The 16363-nt window shown below is 58.2% G+C and carries 13 protein-coding genes; 9 read left to right on the top strand and 4 right to left on the bottom strand.

The genetic code is table 11. The features are described from left to right. Window positions 1-101: 101 nt before the first annotated feature. The 7 genes from DAI21_RS01500 (at window position 102) to DAI21_RS01470 (ending at window position 9821) form a co-directional block, all read left to right on the top strand. The gene (locus DAI21_RS01500; RefSeq protein ID WP_100777776.1) at window positions 102-566 is read left to right on the top strand and encodes a MarR family winged helix-turn-helix transcriptional regulator; all 465 of its coding nucleotides are present in this window, start codon (window positions 102-104) and stop codon (window positions 564-566) included. Window positions 567-568: 2 nt separating this feature from the next. After that, on the top strand, window positions 569-1636 hold the full coding sequence (locus tag DAI21_RS01495; protein ID WP_100777775.1) for an HlyD family secretion protein: 1068 nt from the start codon (window positions 569-571) through the stop codon (window positions 1634-1636). Next, the gene (locus DAI21_RS01490; RefSeq protein ID WP_100777774.1) at window positions 1626-2693 is read left to right on the top strand and encodes a DUF2955 domain-containing protein; all 1068 of its coding nucleotides are present in this window, start codon (window positions 1626-1628) and stop codon (window positions 2691-2693) included. Before DAI21_RS01495 ends, DAI21_RS01490 begins: the two co-directional genes overlap by 11 nt. Before the next feature lie 69 nt (window positions 2694-2762). Further along, a complete protein-coding gene (locus DAI21_RS01485) occupies window positions 2763-4436 on the top strand; it encodes a hypothetical protein (protein WP_107702324.1) in 1674 nt (557 codons plus the stop codon). A gap of 250 nt (window positions 4437-4686) precedes the next feature. Next, on the top strand, window positions 4687-7074 hold the full coding sequence (locus tag DAI21_RS01480; RefSeq protein ID WP_107702323.1) for a hypothetical protein: 2388 nt from the start codon (window positions 4687-4689) through the stop codon (window positions 7072-7074). After that, window positions 7071-8159 (top strand): glycoside hydrolase family 105 protein, encoded by a 1089-nt coding sequence (locus DAI21_RS01475; protein WP_107702322.1) that lies wholly within the window; start codon window positions 7071-7073, stop codon window positions 8157-8159. The genes DAI21_RS01480 and DAI21_RS01475 overlap by 4 nt, the downstream gene beginning before the upstream one ends. Before the next feature lie 33 nt (window positions 8160-8192). Next, window positions 8193-9821: an alpha-glucoside-specific PTS transporter subunit IIBC gene (locus tag DAI21_RS01470; protein ID WP_107702321.1), complete on the top strand. Its 1629-nt coding sequence runs from the start codon at window positions 8193-8195 to the stop codon at window positions 9819-9821. A 26-nt stretch (window positions 9822-9847) separates the two neighbouring features. On the opposite strand, the gene DAI21_RS01465 is transcribed toward DAI21_RS01470, so the two are convergent. The 4 genes from DAI21_RS01465 to xapA are packed head-to-tail and all read right to left on the bottom strand — an operon-like array spanning window position 9848 to window position 14200. Continuing rightward, complete coding sequence (locus DAI21_RS01465; protein ID WP_107702320.1) at window positions 9848-11119, bottom strand: DUF445 domain-containing protein; 1272 nt, start codon at window positions 11117-11119, stop codon at window positions 9848-9850. Window positions 11120-11166: 47 nt separating this feature from the next. Beyond that, window positions 11167-12102, bottom strand: a complete 936-nt coding sequence (locus DAI21_RS01460) for a LysR family transcriptional regulator (RefSeq protein ID WP_233210362.1) — start codon at window positions 12100-12102, stop codon at window positions 11167-11169. 20 nt (window positions 12103-12122) lie between these two features. Then, a complete protein-coding gene (gene tsgA / locus DAI21_RS01455) occupies window positions 12123-13322 on the bottom strand; it encodes an MFS transporter TsgA (protein WP_102104527.1) in 1200 nt (399 codons plus the stop codon). 44 nt (window positions 13323-13366) lie between these two features. After that, entirely contained in the window at window positions 13367-14200 is an 834-nt protein-coding gene (xapA, locus tag DAI21_RS01450) for a xanthosine phosphorylase (protein ID WP_107702319.1), read from the bottom strand. 399 nt (window positions 14201-14599) lie between these two features. Here xapA and DAI21_RS23035 point away from each other — a divergent pair, with 399 nt between their 5' ends. Together DAI21_RS23035 and DAI21_RS01445 are read left to right on the top strand one after the other, a co-directional pair. Continuing rightward, window positions 14600-14740, top strand: a complete 141-nt coding sequence (locus DAI21_RS23035) for a hypothetical protein (protein ID WP_164971804.1) — start codon at window positions 14600-14602, stop codon at window positions 14738-14740. Between the two features lie 136 nt (window positions 14741-14876). Continuing rightward, window positions 14877-16247, top strand: coding sequence for an NAD-dependent succinate-semialdehyde dehydrogenase (locus tag DAI21_RS01445; protein ID WP_107702318.1), 1371 nt, complete (start codon window positions 14877-14879; stop codon window positions 16245-16247). Window positions 16248-16363: the final 116 nt, after the last annotated feature.

Below are 16363 nucleotides of genomic sequence, written 5' to 3'. Positions count from 1 at the left end.
CACCGGCCTATGAATTCGCAATTCCTGCTCTTTCCCCTCTCGTTTCTTGATAGTTACCCTGATAACTATTATCTTGCTTACGGTGATGAGAGGGGGTTTCCGTGAGCGAAGATGATCTGTTTTGCCGCAGGCCGATGGGTATGCGGATGGCGATGATTGTGCGTCAATGGCGCGCGGTTATTGATGATGCCATTCTCGATACGGGACTCACCCAGTCGAGCTGGACGGTGATGATGCAGCTTAAATCGCTTGGCGATAACGTCTCGGTCAGCGAACTGGCGGAAGTGCAGGGTATCGAACTGCCGCCGCTGATGCGTACCCTGACTCAGCTGGAAAAGCAGGGTTATCTGCTGCGCACGGTATCCCCTTATGACAAGCGCATCCGCTTGCTCACCCTCACGCCGGAAGGTCACGCGGTCCTGAAAACGCTCACCCAGGTGGTCGAAAATTTTCAGCAACGCGTGTCATATAATATCGCGCCTGAACATCTTGAGATTTTCTGCGCAACATTAAATCAAATCGCCTGCAATTTGCGGTCAATCCGCGAAGAAGACAACAAGATCTAAAAATAATGACTCCTGAACAAAAGTTTGCCCGCTGGGTTAGGGTGAGTATTGCCTCTTTCCTGCTGATGTTTGTCTATTTTATCGTCGCGGATATCTGGATCCCGCTGACGCCGGACTCCACCGTGATGCGTGTGGTGACGCCGGTTTCCGCGCGCGTTTCCGGCAACGTCGCGGCGGTGTACGTCCACAACAACAGCCAGGTTAAAAAGGGCGATGTGCTGTTCGAACTCGACCCGACGCCGTTTCGCAATAAGGTCGAAGCCGCCCAGATCGCTCTGGAACAGGCCCGGCTCGCTAATCAGCAGCTGGACGCGCAGATCGTTGCCGCGCAGGCCAATCTGAAAACGGCGCAGCTGACCGCCCGCAACGATAAAGTCACCTTTGACCGCTATCAGCGCCTGAGCACCCTGCAGAACGTTTCGCAATCGGATCTGGATAAGGTGCGCACCACCTGGCAGAGCAGCGAACAGTCGGTGGCGAATCTTGAAGCTAATATCCATAACCTGCGCATCGAGCGCGGTGAGCGGGATGAGAAGCGCAACGTAACGCTGCAAAAATATCGCAACGCACTGGAAGAGGCGGAGCTAAACCTGAGCTGGACGAAGGTCTACGCGCTGGCCGACGGCACCGTGAGCAACGTGCAGCTTAGCCCCGGTTTTTACGCCTCGTCAGGCTCTGCCGCGCTGGCGTTGGTGAATAACCAGACTGATATCGTCGCCGATTTCCGCGAGAAGAGCCTGCGCCATACCCATCAGGGCACCGACGCTGCGGTGGTGTTTGACGCCTTCCCGGGCCGCGTTTTCCGCGCGCACGTCACCAGCAGTGACGCCGGGATTTTGGCGGGACAGGAGGCGGTGAACGGCGAATTATCTCAGCCTGAAACCTCCAACCGCTGGGTGCGAGACGCGCAGCGCATGCGCATTCACATTGCGCTGGACGAAACGCTGCCAAAACACCTGCCAACCGGCGCCCGCGCCACGGTGCAGCTGTACAACAGCGAAGGGCCGTTCGCCCGCTTCTTCTCCGGGCTGCAAATTCACCTCGTGAGCCTGCTGCATTATGTCTATTAATACGCTCGCGCGGGTCTTTACCCCGCACGGCAACATCGTTTACACGGCGAACGACTTTCGCCAGACTCTGCGCATCGTCTTTGCCGGGATGATCGCGCTGAGCATTTCGACGTTCTACAACACCAGCTACGGCGTCTTTTACGTGGTCTACCCGATCATGCTGTTGTCGCTGGTGCCTGTGTTTAACCGCCATGTGGCAAAGCAGTTTATCTTTAGCGCGTCGCTGAACTGCATCGAAATGGTAATTATCATCGGCTATCTCTCACAATGGCCGCTGATCATGACGCTGGTGGTGTTCGCCCTCTACGTGATGCGTTTTCGGTTTATGAGCAAGGGGCCGCTGTTCCTGTTTGGCTCGATGGGGGTGGTGTGTCAGAGCGTGATGCTCAATTTTATGAGTTACCCGACCACGAACTGGCACACGCTGCTGTTCTCAAACGTCGAGGCCAGCATCATGGCGGTCTGTTTAAGCGCGCTGATGAACTACCTGCTGCCGGACGTCGAACCGCGCAAGCCGCCGCCGCTGATTGAGAAAAACGCTGCCCGCGTGCGCCACGAATCCTTGCTCTCCGGCACCGTGGCAACGCTGATTTTTGTTGTCTTTCAGATAAGCGATCTCAGCGATTCCCTCTCGGCGCTGATGGCGGGCGTGCTGATCCTCTTCCCGATGAACTATCGCGGCGCGGTGATAAGCTCCCTGTGGCGCGTGGTCGGGGTGATCCTCGGCTGTCTGTACATTCTGGTAATGCAGCTGGTGCTTTACGATCACAGCAGCCATATGTTGCTGATGATGCCGCTGATTGGCCTCGGGCTGGCGTTTGGCGCACGTCTGCACGTCATGGAAAAAGTCGGCGCGGGCGTCGGGTTTGCCAGCATCACCACCATCGGCATTATGTTTGGTCAGAACATGCATCCTGACGGCGATCTGGTGTTCAGCGATCTCTACCGCATCGTCTCGGTGACGGTGGCGCTGGTCTCGACGCTGACGCTGGTGTTCCTGGTGCATCTGTTCCTGAACCTTTTTGAGCCGACCCGCTACGTCATTCGAGAACCGTGACACACCTATTTTCTGCGTTCTGTGCTATGACTGTCGGCCGGTCAATTGGGCGACAAAAGGAGCAGGGAGATGTGGCAGACAAGGGCGCTGGAGCTAAATAATCAGGCTTACTGGAACTGGGATAAGGCCTGCGAGCTGGTGGATTACGCCGTCGCGCATGATTTCAATACCGTGATTGTCGGGCAGGTGGACCTGTTCGACATGCTGGTTTCGCCCAAGGGCTACACCCCGCTTCAGTACAACGATCGCCTCTCCAGCCAGCAGCGCGCCCGCTGCGTCCATCTCAATCGTCTCGGTAAACTGTGCCAGCAAAAAGGGCTGCGTTTTTATCTGCAGGCCAAAGAGTTCAACTTCCCGACCGACCTGCTGCTGGCGCATCCGCATCTGTTCGAGCCGGGCCACGGCGTGCGCTTTGACATCGATTTCTGGTGCGCGTATCTGAGCGAGAAAGTGTCGCTGATTTGCCAGCGCATTCCGGCACTGAGCGGCCTGCTGGTGGCGATTTCCAATACCGACGGCCTGCTGCCCATTTCGCGCCCGAACTGGGAGCTACAGGGGCAAGACAATGCCCGGCTGCCTGAGCGTGACGAGCGCAGTTTTTCCCTCTACAGCCGCTGTTTCAGCGCGCTTTCCCGGACGATGCAGAAAGAGAACAAGCATCTGGTGCTGCGCGTGTTCCCGGCGAGCAATCACGATCTCGGCAACGTGCTGGAGGCGATCCGCCCGCTGCCCGAAAGCGTCAGCGTCTCCATCAAACTGACTCCCGAGCGCTTCTGGCCATCGTTTCCTAATAACCCGGCGCTGCTGGCAGTCCGCGAGCGCGAAGTGTGGGCGGATATCGATCTGGTGGGCGAAGAAGTGGGCTGGGGGATTTTCCCTTTCCCGCGCATCGACGAGCTGCAGGGCCGTCTGCTGTGGTGTCGCAGCAATCCAGCTATTCGCGGCGCGGTGTGCAAAACCAGCTGGGAAGGGGTCGATAACCACTGGATCATGGGCACCCTGAGCGAATGTAATCTGCTGGCATGCAGCCGGATGCTGGCGAATGATGGCGCCCATTTGTCGCGCGATCAGCTGCTGACGTACTGGCTCGACGAAAGCTACGGCTGGCGCCCTGAACCGCCGGTATTTCACCAGTTCACCGCCCTGCTGGAGCAGGCCGGACAGGTGCTCTATAACGCGATTTACGTCCGCGACCACGTGTTTCACCGCCACAGTCAAGTGCCGGAAAGCTACGGTCAGGCGGTGTGGAGCCTCTACGGTCAGCTCAATCGCAACCACTGGCTGCCAGGCTCCGAGCGCGATATCTCCTTTGACGCCAGCGATGTGGAGACATCCGCCGCCTGCCTGACGCGCATCGCCAAAGAGAAAGATGACGCCCGCGACGCCTCTGTGAGCTTACGTGAACGCGCGCTGCGTTTCGCGGAGATCGCCGCGTTCCCGTATGCCCTGAAAAACCGCTGGCTGGAGGAGTGGCAAGGCTTTGCGCTCTACTGCCACCTGTTCCTGCACGCTCAGAAAGCCTTCTTCACTCTGCGCTTTGCCCGTGAGGTGGAAAACAGCTGGAGCATGCGCGAGATCTGCCAGATCAACATTCAGGAGCTGTATCGCAGCGCCTCAGAAATGGAAGACTACTGCGCGAAACACGCGGACGCCTCGCCGGGATTGCACGTGCTGTTTGATGCCTCACGCGTACGGGCATTGGCCGATAGCCTGGGCGAGGAGCTTAAGGCGCTGAAGGGCTAAAACCGGCCAAAAATGTGACGAACGTCGCGCAAGACACGCGCACGGCGCGATGGCTGTGCGCCCATCGTCACATTCTCTTTTTTCATTTCACGTAAGGCGTGATCGTCGTCACGTCGTCTCCCCGGTGGTGGCTCGCTTTGTGAGTTGCCAGGCAGTTCCGGCCAATCCCCACTATTGGCTGCTCGCCGAAAAGTGCATTCCCGCTGATGATTGGCCCGCAATCGATAAGTCGTATGAAGGCGAGGAAAATATGTCACAGGGTGACTGGCAACTTAAACAGGGCGAAGCGCTGACGCGTTTTCTCTTTTCCGCGGCAAAGGAAGAGCGCTTTGCTGAATTCTACACCGGCGAAGCCATCGACCCGGAAATAGACTATCACTTTCGCAACGGCTCCGGCCCGAAAGCGGAAGCGTTCTGCCGCCGCGTCTTTCGCCAGACGCACGCCCGGCGCGCGGTCGATCCCGCCCAGGCGCTGCCGTGCCGTGAAGTGACCTTTAGCGGTGAGAGCGACAGCGTTTCATTTTCTGATTTTCGCCATTTGCCTTTCCACCTTCAGCGCTGGCTGACGGTTGATCTTTTCGCGCCATACACCGGGGAGTTTTCGTTTCGTGTGGGCACCTGCGGCGGCGTGCGGATATGGATTGAGGGGGCAGAAACCCTCTGCCATACGCCGTTTACGCGCAATACCCTGCAGCATGTCGAGGTGCGCCTGCCGCTGAACGCGGGCAAAAATAGCCTGCTGATCCATCTCGACGAGTTGTTTGAGCGCGACACCCTTTTTGCTCTGCAGATGGTCAATCTGGATGACGCGCCTCTTGGCGTGGCACTGCCCGGCATGTCGGGGGCTGCGGTCGATTGTCTGAGTGAGTTTGCGGGCGGGCTGCGACCGGAACTGGCGGTCATTGACCACAGCGTGCGGCTGCACGGCAGTGTGCCAGTCCCTGCGGGCGTTGTGCTTCGCGGGGAACTGCGCGGCATGGGCAACGACAACTTTACGCCGAGAACACTCGATTTTGGCGCGCTAAACGCCGGAGAAACGACGATCGCCCTGCCGTTACCGGCGGATATCGGTAAGGCGCACTATCAGCTACGTCTGACGCTCCAGCGCGGTGAAGTGACACTCACGCGTCCCGTCGGCGTCAACGTCATGCCCGATGCGCCGGCGCTTGCCCGCGCCACCACCCTTGCAGGGCGCAAACAGGAAGCGCTGCGCTATATCGCCGCGCATGGCATGGATCGCACCTGCCGCCTGCTGGCGATGATGCACCTGCACGAATACGGTCCTCAGTGTGAAACCCTGCTGAACAGCACTCTCAAGCGCATCAGCACACGCGAAGACTGCTCTGATTTTTCGCTGGTGCCGCTGCTGTGGATCTGGCGCTATCACCAGGGGGAGCATTTCCCGCAAGCCCTCTGGCGACGGGTGAAATCGACTCTGCTGGGCTATCGCTACTGGCTCGACGAACAGGGCTGCGACGTGATGTGGTTCTGGAGCGAAAACCACGCGCTCTGTTTCCACACCGCCCAGTATCTGGCGGGTCAGTTTTTCCCGGACGAACAGTTTATCGCCTCGGGCCGCTTCGGGCGCGAACAGCAGGCGATTGCCGAAGCGCGTCTGGTGAAGTGGTTCGACGCCATCGATGTGCATGGTTTCGTCGAGTGGAACTCCGCACCCTATTATCCCGTTGATTATATTGGCCTGTTCGCGCTGTATCAGCTGGCCGAGAGCCAGGCGATTCGCACCCGCGCAGGGCAGCTCATTGACCGCTTAATGCTATTAAGCTCGCTGCATTACCAGAACGGCGTCGCCGCCGGAACCATGGGCCGCGTCTACGAAAAAGAGCTGCTGGCAGGGAGGCTCACCGAGCTGTCGGCTTACGGCGCGGTGGCCTGGGGTGGCGGCAGCTATAACCGCAAATGCGCCTCGCTGCCGTTGTTCTGCGCCAGCGACTACGTGCCGCCTGCCGAGTCAGAGAAGTACGCCACGCTCTGCGAAGGCGAACTGGCCGCGTGGTACACCTGCGGCGGCGGGAATATTTGCCTCTGGAAAGCGCCGGGCGTCAGTTTGTCCTCCTGCGTCGATCACCACGCGGGGGAGCCAGGCCATCAGCAGCATCTGCTCGACCTGCAATTTGCTTCCCGTCCTGACGCCAAAATCTGGATTAATCATCCGGGTGAAGCGGAGCCAGGCGGCGAAAAGCGGCCTTCATTCTGGGCGGGAAACGGCGTAATGCCGCATGTCATGCAGCAGGAAAACGGCGCTGTGATGCGCTGGCACATCGCTGACGAAGAGGCCCTGCCGTGGACGCATCTTCACCTGTCGGTACAGGCTTTTGATCGTGTCATCGCCTCGACGCACGCCCGTATCGTTCGCGCCGGTCAGGCTTTTGCGGCGGTGATCTGCTCTGCTCCCCTGCATACCATCGACCACGGGCTTACGGCCGGAACCGAGTGTCGCGCGGCAGGACGCGACGTGGCGTGGTACGTGGAAGCGGGCTACGGCGACGACGTGGCTTTTGCGGCGTTCAGCGCCCGGATGGGCGCAATGACGATCGAGAAAAATCACGATCTCGCCGCGACGTTTCCCGCTCTGCACAGCACTGCCCCACGCATTATTTTCAAGGACGTAAACGCATGAACAAGGATGAACGGATGAGCACGCTGGACCGCGTGGTGCGCGGATTTTGCCGTCTGAAGAATTTGAATGAAGTGGGCGTTGGCGACGGTTTTGCGATCCACTTTGAGGAGTGGGAGTGGGAAATCGGCGTCGGGCTTTACGGATTCTGGCGTTACGCCGCGCACCAGCAGGACGCGGCGCTGCAGCAGTCGATCCTCGCATGGTATGAGGCGCAGATCGCCAAAGGGTTGCCGGAGATACAGATCAACACCACTGCACCGATGATCGTGCTGGCGCTGGTGGCGGGGCAACATCAGCGTGAGGATCTGCTGAAAACGGTCAACGACTGGGCCGACGCCCTGCTGCGTGATCTGCCCAAAACTGAAGAGGGCGGCTTCCAGCACGTGGTGAAAGAGCAGCCCAACACCGGCCAGCTCTGGGACGACACGCTGTTTATGACCTGCCTTTTCCTTGGCGTGGCGGGGATTGTGCTCAAACGTCGAGACCTGATTGACGAGGCGGGATACCAGTTTCTGCTGCACACCCGCTATCTCAGCGATCCGGCCAGTGGGCTGTGGTATCACGGCTGGACGTTTGTCGATAAACACCACTTTGCCGGGGCGTTTTGGGCGCGCGGCAACGCGTGGATCACCGTGGCAATCCCCGAATTTATCGAACTGATGGGCGAGCATCTGGACACCGGCGTGCGTCGCTATCTGTCGCAGGTGGTGGCGCGCCAGGTGCGATCCCTGTGCACGCTCCAGGCTGACAACGGCATGTGGCACACGGTGCTCGACGATCCGCTCTCACCTCAGGAATCCTCCGCCACGGCGGGGATTGCCTACGGCATGCTGCGCGGCGTTCGGATGGGCATTCTGGATGATTCCGTCAGCGTTTACGCGCTGCGGGCGTTTGACGCCGTAATGGCGCGCATTGACGAGGACGGCATCGTCCTCGAAGCCTCACGCGGCACCATGTTGGGCTGGGATATTCAGTATTACTGCGATATCGCGATGGCCCCCGTTCCCTACGCTCAGGCGTTAACGATGCTGCTCCTGCTGGAGAGGGAGCAGGGTGACTGGCCTGGCAAAACCTCTGTGACCTGACCCGCGAGAGCGGATAGCTGGAGATAATAATAAATGAAAAAACTCAACATCATGGGCGCCTTCCAGACGTTTGGCGGCGCGATGGCGGTCCCGATAGCATTCCTGCCGTTCACAGGGTTGCTAATGGCCGTCACCAACATCCTCACCATGCCCGATATCATGGGCGATCTGGCCCATCCGGACTCAACTTTTTACAAGGTAATGACGATTCTGAAGTCCGGCGGCTGGACGATTTTCCGCAACTTCCCGCTGCTGTTCTGTATGGCGCTGCCGATTGGCCTGGCGAAATCCGCCCAGGCGCGCGCGGCGCTGGTGGCCTTTTTCTCCTACATGGCGTTTAACTATTTTACCAACGGGATGCTCACCTTCTGGGGCGCTGATTTCGGCGTCAACTTCAGCCAGGAAGTGGGTGGGCAGAGCGGACTGGCGCTGGTGGGCGGCATCAAAACGCTGGATACCAGTATCGTCTTTTCCCTGATCGTCGGCGGGATCGTCACCTGGATCCACAACCGCTTTTTCGAGAAAAAACTCCACGACTACTTTTCGATTTTCCAGGGGATGGCGCTGGTGTTTATTATCGCCTTCTTTCTGATGATCCCACTGGCGTGGCTGACCTGTCTGGTGTGGCCAAAAGTGCAATTGGGCATCAACGCCATGCAAACGTTCTACATCGAAGCCGACGTGCTGGGAATGGGGCTGTTTGCATTTGTGGAGCGAATTCTGGTGCCGACGGGGCTACACCGCTTCGTCTATTTCCCGTTCTTCTTCGGCCCGGCGGTGGTGGATGGCGGTCTCTACACCCACTGGATCGAGAACGTCTCGACCTACGCGGCCTCTGCCGTGCCGCTGCGCGAGCAGTTTCCGGCGGCGGGCTACTCCCTTTACGGCAATATCAGCGTCTTTTGCTCGTTAGGTGCGGGGCTGGCGATTTACGCCACGGCGAAGAAAAGCCAGAAGAAAAAAGTGGCGGCCCTGGTGATCCCGGCGATCATCACCGCGATGAGCGTGGGCATTACCGAACCGATCGAATTCACCTATCTGTTTATTTCGCCGGTGCTTTATCTGCTCAACGCGCTGATCGGCGCGGTGCTCTGCATGGCGCTGTACATGGCCGGAGTGGTGGGCTTTATGGGCGGCGGGATGAACGACATGATCCTGTTCAACTGGATCTTCTACGCGCAAAACCACGCGCACCTGATTTGGATCCATCTGGCCATCGGCTTTGGATTTGCGGCGATCAACTTTATGGTCTTCCGCTACGTGATCCTCAAATACAACATCCTGACGCCGGGGCGTAACGAGGATGAAGACGAGGTGCGTCTCTATTCGAAACAGGATTACCGCGATAAAAAGGCGGCGGGCAAACAACCCGATCGCGAGAAGGCGATTGCGATCCTGCAGTGCGTCGGCGGCGCGGAAAACGTTGAAACCATCAGCAACTGCCAGACCCGCCTGCGGCTGGTGATCCACGATCCGTCGTGCGTGATGGATGATAATTCGTTGAAAGCTGCGGGTGCGTTAGGGACGATTCGTAATGGCAGGAACCTGCAAATCGTGATCGGCCTGTCGGTCACCGTGGTCCGGGAATTCTTTGAGGCAGAAGTGATTCGCGCGCGCGAGGCGGGGAGAGATTCGCCTGCGCCGCAGCCGGTAAACTCATAAAAAAATGGGGCGCTCTGCCCCCTTTTTTAGTGGGGTAGAAGCACCGGAATTTGCGACAGCAGAAACAGAATCAACCCGATAGTTCCGCCGACCAGCGTGCCGTTAACGCGAATAAACTGCAGGTCTTTGCCGATATTCAGCTCAATCTGTCGTGACATGTCTTTCGCATCCCAGCCCTTCACCGTATCGCTGATATGGCGCGTCAGGAAGGCCGCGAAATCCGGTGCCACGCGATGCGCCGCCTGCTCCAGATGTTCGTTCAGCGAGGCGCGCAGGCTGGCGTCGGCCACCAGCGTTTCGCCGAACCACTGCCCGGCGTTGGCGATGCGTTGCTTCACGCGGGAGTCGTCGCTCTGCATATCGGCTTTCAGCCACGCGCGCAGGTCGGCCCACATCTCGCCGAGATAGCGGTTAAACGCTTCGTCATTCTTCAGGTAGTGTTTGATGTTCTCCGCTTTGGTCGCCATCTCCGGATCGGTTTTCAGGTTGTCGATAAGCTTCAGCGTGGCGCGATCAAACGCCTGACGGATCTGGTGCGTGCGGTCGTGGCTGATATCGTCGAGGATCGCGTTCACCGCATCGGAGACCAGCTCGGCGCTTTGATCGCCGAGCCACTCGGTCGGCAGCATCATCGCTTTGCGCGGATGTTCGGTTTTAAGCCAGTGAACGATCTGCGCGGCGATAAAGTCCCGCGTACTGTCGCGCTGAATCAGGGTGATCAGCCGGTTAATCACCGCGTCCAGCAGTACCTGATGACGGTTGTTTTTGGTCATGCTCTCCAGCATCGCCGCGCTGGTTTGCGTAAAATCGACCTTATCGATGGCCTTGTGTACGGCGCGTTTCAGTAAGCGCTGAATGCGCCCGTCGTCCGTCAGTTCCAGGAACCCGCCCATCACCTGAATCAGATGCTGCCCGACACGCTGGGCGTTATCCGGTTGGCTGAACCAGTTGCCGATCATCTGTGCGGGTTCGTAGCGGCGGATCAGCGCAACTAAAGACTGGGTATCGAGAAATTTTTCCTGCACGAACAGGCCGAGATTGTCGGCGATCCGATCTTTGTTGCGCGGGATAATCGCCGTATGGCGCGAGATAAACGGGATCGGCACCCGGCGGAACAGGGCCACCACGGCGAACCAGTCCGCCAGCGCGCCGACCATCGCCGCCTCGGCAATCGCCTTCGCGCCGCGTACCCAGATCGTCTGCGGCAGAAACAGCGTGGCAATGAAAATCGCGGCGGCAACCAGCAGCAGCGACAGCGCCAACAGCTTGGCGCGTTTGAGTTCAGCTAATTTTTCCATAGGGTTAAGGATAGAGCGGAACGTGGGAGGAGTGCAAAAAAGTGTGATCAGTCGCGCAGGGCTGCCAGAAAACGGCTGAACAGATCCGGCAGCGGCTCGTCGTACCACAGCGCGTAGAGATCGGCGGGGATGGTCTCGGTAAGTTTCAGGAACACCACGCCCGGCCAGTGGATCAGCGCGCAGGATTCGGGTAACAGCGATACGCCATTACCGGTGCTGACCAGCGCCAGCGCGGTCTGCGGTTCAAAGACCTGATGCGTCACCAGCGGCGACACGCCCAGCGCGAGACAGCTGTCATACACCTGACGGGCAAAGTCGCTGTGGGTGAAGGAGAGGGAGATAAACGCCCGGTCGACCAGATCTTTCAGGGATATTTTGCTGCGACGACACAACGGATCGCTCTCATGTACCGCCACGCACACCGCCTCACGGGCAATCATCTGGCAGCGAATTTTGGCTTCGACGTGAGGGATCACGTTGCGGTTGATGGCGATATCCACGGTGCGGGCGCGCAGGGCCTCGGTCTGTTCCTGCTGGCCCAGCTCGTGCAGCGTCCAGTTGACGTCCGGATTGGCCTCGCGGAATGCCTTCATGCGCGTCAGCAACGGTCCCCACATCGCGCTGCCAATCACCCCGATATTGATGTGCTGCTTTTCACTGCGGCCAATCTGGCGCACATAGTTCAGGGACTGTTCGGTGGCGCTGAGCAGACGGTCGACTTCCGCTTTCAGCACTTTTCCGGCGTGAGTCAGCACCACTTTGCGGCTGGTACGCTCAAACAGCTCCACGCCCAGCAGCTCTTCCAGCTCTTTGATTTGCATGCTCAGCGGCGGCTGGGAGATATTCAGCCTGGCGGCAGCGCGCCCAAAATGCAGCTCATCGGCGAGGGTCTGGAAATAGCGCAGCATCCGGAAGCGAATGCGGCTGTTGGCCTGTGAATCGAGCATACCGGGCACCGAGAAAAAGGAGGGTGGCGATATCATGCAACCCTCCCTGGAGCCTGTCAAACCGCGACCGCCTCGCCCCGGTGCAGGCGTTCGGCCTTGCTGCAGGCGATGGCCGCCAGCAGCGTCACCATCAGCAGCGCGTAGGCGCAGGTGGAGGCATTCACTGCGCCGTGCAGGCCGTAGCGGCTGTTAACCAGCGACGAGACAGTGGCGAACAGCAGCGTGCCGACGGTGCCGCAGGTGAGCAGCGCGGAGATAAGCGTCGGGGAGCTGCGGCTGACCTGCAACGAACCGTAGCTCATCAGCCCGGAGAACAGGCCAGAGTTGAAGAAACCGAACGCGCCGCAGGCAATCAGAATCAGCGTGGTATTGGCGCTGTTGCTGATAAGCGCAATCGCCACCAGACCGACGGCGGTGCAGATCAGCAGGAAGGTGCGCAGCTTCATCCATTTGACGGTGAACTGATTGAGGAACAGCCCGGTCGCTTTCGCCACCCAGTAGACGGTGGTGTACAGCGCCGCCTGTTCTGGCAGCATCTGGAAACGCCACTGCAGATAGCCTGGCGTCCACATGGTGAAAATCGGCTCCGCCAGCAGGAACAGGAACAGCGCGCCGCACAGCAGCCAGACGGAACGACCCCACGGCTCTTTGCGGGTGGTGTCCTGATGCGCCGGTTCTGGCGCAACGGTGCTTGGGTAACGGCTGCGCAGGGTGAGGATCAGCATCAGCACGCCCAGCCCGCCCATGATGCCGTACATGGCAATCCAACTCGCGCCCATTTTAAACAGCCACGCCAGCAGGAAGGAGAGCGTCGCGCCCGCCAGGCTGAAGAAGAAATCGGTGAAGATCAGGCTCGATGAACGGCTTTTTTCGTCCGGATTGATGCGCACCACCAGGTAGCTGCCGATGGTCATAAAAATACCGCCGCAGGCACCGATAATGGCGACCGCCACGCTGAACATGGTCAGCGTCGGGGTGGCGAACAGCAGGGCGCTGATGAGGATGGTCAGCGCGGCGGCGATCACCAGCGGCTTTTGCAGACCCCATTTTTTCATCAGAATGCCGCCGAGCATGATCGGCACGAACATGCCGATATTCATCAGGGTAAACACCTGGCCGATGAAACTCGGATCCTTATTGAACGCGGCGCACAGCGGGCCGAGGACAATCCCCAGCGTCGAGACCAGCGCGCCGACGAAGTAGTAGCTCAGATACGAAATCGCATTCAGACTGCCGCGAGAGTAATTTTCTGACATCTGCATTTCTCCTGGCGGGCGCGTGCCCGCCGCTGGACGGGAAGTTAGCGGCAGTTCTTCACGAACTGGCTAATCAGGCGAATGAAATCGTCGGTGACCATCGCCGCACATTTCAGGGTTTGTTCGTGGGAGAGTTCCACGTCGCTCAGCCCTTCCGCCATGTTGGTGATGGCCGAGACCGCCAGCACTTTCAGGCCGCAGTGGCGCGCAACAATCACTTCCGGCACCACCGACATGCCAACAACATCGCCGCCCATGTTCCGCATCATGCGGATTTCTGCCGCCGTTTCGAAGTTTGGCCCCGGGTAGGAGACGAACACGCCTTCGTGCAGAGTGATGTTGAGATCACCCGCTGTGTGGTGCAGTTTTGCGCGCAGATCGTTGTCGTAGGCGTTGGCGAGGCTAAAGAAACGCGGCCCAAAACGGTCGTCGTTCGGCCCAACCAGCGGCGTGGACGGCATGGTGTTGATGTGGTCATTGAGCGCCACCAGGCTGCCCGCCGGGATGTTCGGGTTGAGTGAACCGGCGGCGTTGGTGCAGAACATGAATTCGCAGCCGAGCAGCTTAAAGGTGCGCACCGCGTGGGTCATGATGCCCATCCCGACGCCCTCATAGAAATGCCCGCGTCCTTTCATGCAGATGAGATCCACGCCGTGCAGCGAGCCCAACACCACTTCACCCGCGTGACCAATCACGGTGCTGACCGGGAAGCCCGGCAGTTTTTCGTAAGAGATAACGGTTTTGTTATCAAGCTTATCCGCCAGCGCGCCAAGGCCGGAGCCGAGGATAAATGCGATGCGCGGTTTAAAGCCGGGTTTGGAAGCCTGAATGATTTCAACGGCTTCATACGGGGTGTTGTTAATCACGGAAATAGACATGGGAACTCCTGAATGCGTAGGTTTGTACACATTCTGTGGAGAGCGTGATTGCATATCCAATTGGATAAAATAGGTTATTGATAGTGTTTTTCGAATGGATGGTTGTTGGGTATGTGGATTTTCAACGGGTTAGGATGAGCAGCCCAGAGGTAGTGGGGGAAATGAAGCAGAGGAACTGTGATGGGAGTCAATGGTGAGCCTTGTGGCTCTGCGGTTTTGCCGCTGCCATTCTGAACGGGGTATTCCTCTTTCATAAAAAATTTATCGCGCAGCACGATCGTTAATCTATTTGCGACATCCGTTAATTAATAACCCTATTCACCGGGAGTATAATTTCCCTTCCCGTTTGTTTACGCGGGAAAATATAAATAGGAATTATTAATTTCGCGGATGGAATACATGAAAAAGATTATTGTAGCAATGTTTTTGGCTTTATTTACGATGACTTCATTTACAGCACTGGCCTGCCCAAAAGGACAGCACCCTCACGGCGGAACCGGCTCGCATCATAAAGGCGGTTACTGCTCTTTTGATGAATAAACAGGTAAGGCACATCGGGTGATGTGCCTTTTTTACAACATGTTTCTAAGAAACGTCCGTATATACCCAACTTTACGCCCACCCCCGGCCATTTTGACTACCCTTAATACCCTAAGCGGTAATTAAGGAGACCTATATGGCTTACCAGACAGTGAATCCTGCTAACAACAAGCTCATTAAAGAGTACAAATCCCATACCGATGCTGATGTCGAGGCCGCGCTAAAAACGGCGGATGCCCTTTACCATTCCGACTGGGCGAAAGGCGCTATCGAACAGCGTCTGCCGGTGCTGCATAAGCTGGCGGATCTGATCGATAGCCGGAGCGAAGAGCTGGCAAAAATCGCCAGTCAGGAGATGGGGAAACTCATCGGGCAAAGCCGCGGGGAAGTGAAGCTTTGCGCGCAAATCGCCCGCTATTACGCGGATAATGCGAAGCAGTTTCTCGCCCCTGTGAAGTACAAATCGGAACTGGGTGACGCCTGGGTGGAACACCATCCTATCGGCGTGGTGATGGCCGTTGAGCCGTGGAATTTCCCGTTCTATCAGTTGATGCGTGTGCTGGCGCCGAACCTGGCGGCGGGCAACCCTGTGGTGGCGAAACACGCCAGCATCGTGCCGCACTGCGCGGAGGCGTTTGCCCATCTGGTGCGTGAAGCCGGTGCGCCGGACGGCGCCTGGACGAACCTCTTTATCTCGCAGGATCAGGTCGCGAAGATCATTGCCGATCCGCGCGTGCAGGGTGCAGCCCTGACCGGGTCTGAGAAGGCCGGGAGCGTGGTCGCAGCGCAGGCGGCGAAGCACATCAAAAAATCGACCCTCGAACTGGGCGGTAACGATGTGTTTATCGTGCTCGACGATGCGGATCTCAAGAAAGCGGTGAAGATCGGCGTCAATGCCCGACTCAACAACGCCGGGCAGGTGTGTACCGCCGCGAAACGTTTTATCGTCCATGAGAAAGTGGCCGATCAGTTCCTGACGGCTTTCACCGAGGCGTTCCGCGAGGTCAAAATCGGCGATCCGCTGGATGAGAGCACCACTTTGGGGCCGCTGTCGTCGAAAGATGCGCTGGAGACATTAACCAAACAGGTTAACGAGGCGGTGAAAAACGGCGCGAAAGTACACGTGGGCGGCAAGCCGGTGCAGCGCGACGGTAACTTCTTTGAGCCGACAATCCTGACCCATATCTCTCGTGAGAATCCGGCCTATTTTGAAGAGCTCTTCGGGCCAGTGGCGCAGTTCTATGTCGTCAAAAACGACGACGAAGCGGTGAGCCTGGCAAACGACTCGAACTACGGGCTGGGCGGGGCGGTATTCAGCCAGGACATTGAGCGTGCGAAGAAAATGGCCTCGCGAATCGAAACCGGGATGGTCTACATCAACTGGCTGACCGATACGGCGGCTGAACTGCCGTTTGGCGGCGTGAAGCGCTCCGGCTACGGTCGCGAGCTGTCGGATCTGGGCATTAAAGAGTTTGTGAATCAGAAGCTGGTGGTCGTCCGCCGCTAACCGATTTCACAGCAGTAAACAGGGTGGCTTACGAGCCGCCCTTTTTTTGCAATCAACAAATGATTGTGATTCGCCTGATATCACATAATGAATATATTCGTATCATGAATTAGTTA

The organism is Lelliottia sp. WB101 (genome assembly GCF_003051885.1).
In the GTDB taxonomy this organism is placed as follows: domain Bacteria; phylum Pseudomonadota; class Gammaproteobacteria; order Enterobacterales; family Enterobacteriaceae; genus Enterobacter; species Enterobacter nimipressuralis.
This window is presented reverse-complemented; position numbering and strand designations above follow the sequence as displayed.

Coding starts and splice junctions, on each gene's coding strand:
- DAI21_RS01490 (WP_100777774.1), top strand. CDS start 1,626: ATGTCTATTAATACGCTCGCGCGGGTCTTTACCCCGCACGGCAACATC.
- DAI21_RS01485 (WP_107702324.1), top strand. CDS start 2,763: ATGTGGCAGACAAGGGCGCTGGAGCTAAATAATCAGGCTTACTGGAAC.
- DAI21_RS01480 (WP_107702323.1), top strand. CDS start 4,687: ATGTCACAGGGTGACTGGCAACTTAAACAGGGCGAAGCGCTGACGCGT.
- DAI21_RS01475 (WP_107702322.1), top strand. CDS start 7,071: ATGAACAAGGATGAACGGATGAGCACGCTGGACCGCGTGGTGCGCGGA.
- DAI21_RS01470 (WP_107702321.1), top strand. CDS start 8,193: ATGAAAAAACTCAACATCATGGGCGCCTTCCAGACGTTTGGCGGCGCG.
- DAI21_RS01465 (WP_107702320.1), bottom strand. CDS start 11,119: ATGGAAAAATTAGCTGAACTCAAACGCGCCAAGCTGTTGGCGCTGTCG.
- DAI21_RS01460 (WP_233210362.1), bottom strand. CDS start 12,102: ATGATATCGCCACCCTCCTTTTTCTCGGTGCCCGGTATGCTCGATTCA.
- tsgA (WP_102104527.1), bottom strand. CDS start 13,322: ATGTCAGAAAATTACTCTCGCGGCAGTCTGAATGCGATTTCGTATCTG.
- xapA (WP_107702319.1), bottom strand. CDS start 14,200: ATGTCTATTTCCGTGATTAACAACACCCCGTATGAAGCCGTTGAAATC.
- DAI21_RS23035 (WP_164971804.1), top strand. CDS start 14,600: ATGAAAAAGATTATTGTAGCAATGTTTTTGGCTTTATTTACGATGACT.
- DAI21_RS01445 (WP_107702318.1), top strand. CDS start 14,877: ATGGCTTACCAGACAGTGAATCCTGCTAACAACAAGCTCATTAAAGAG.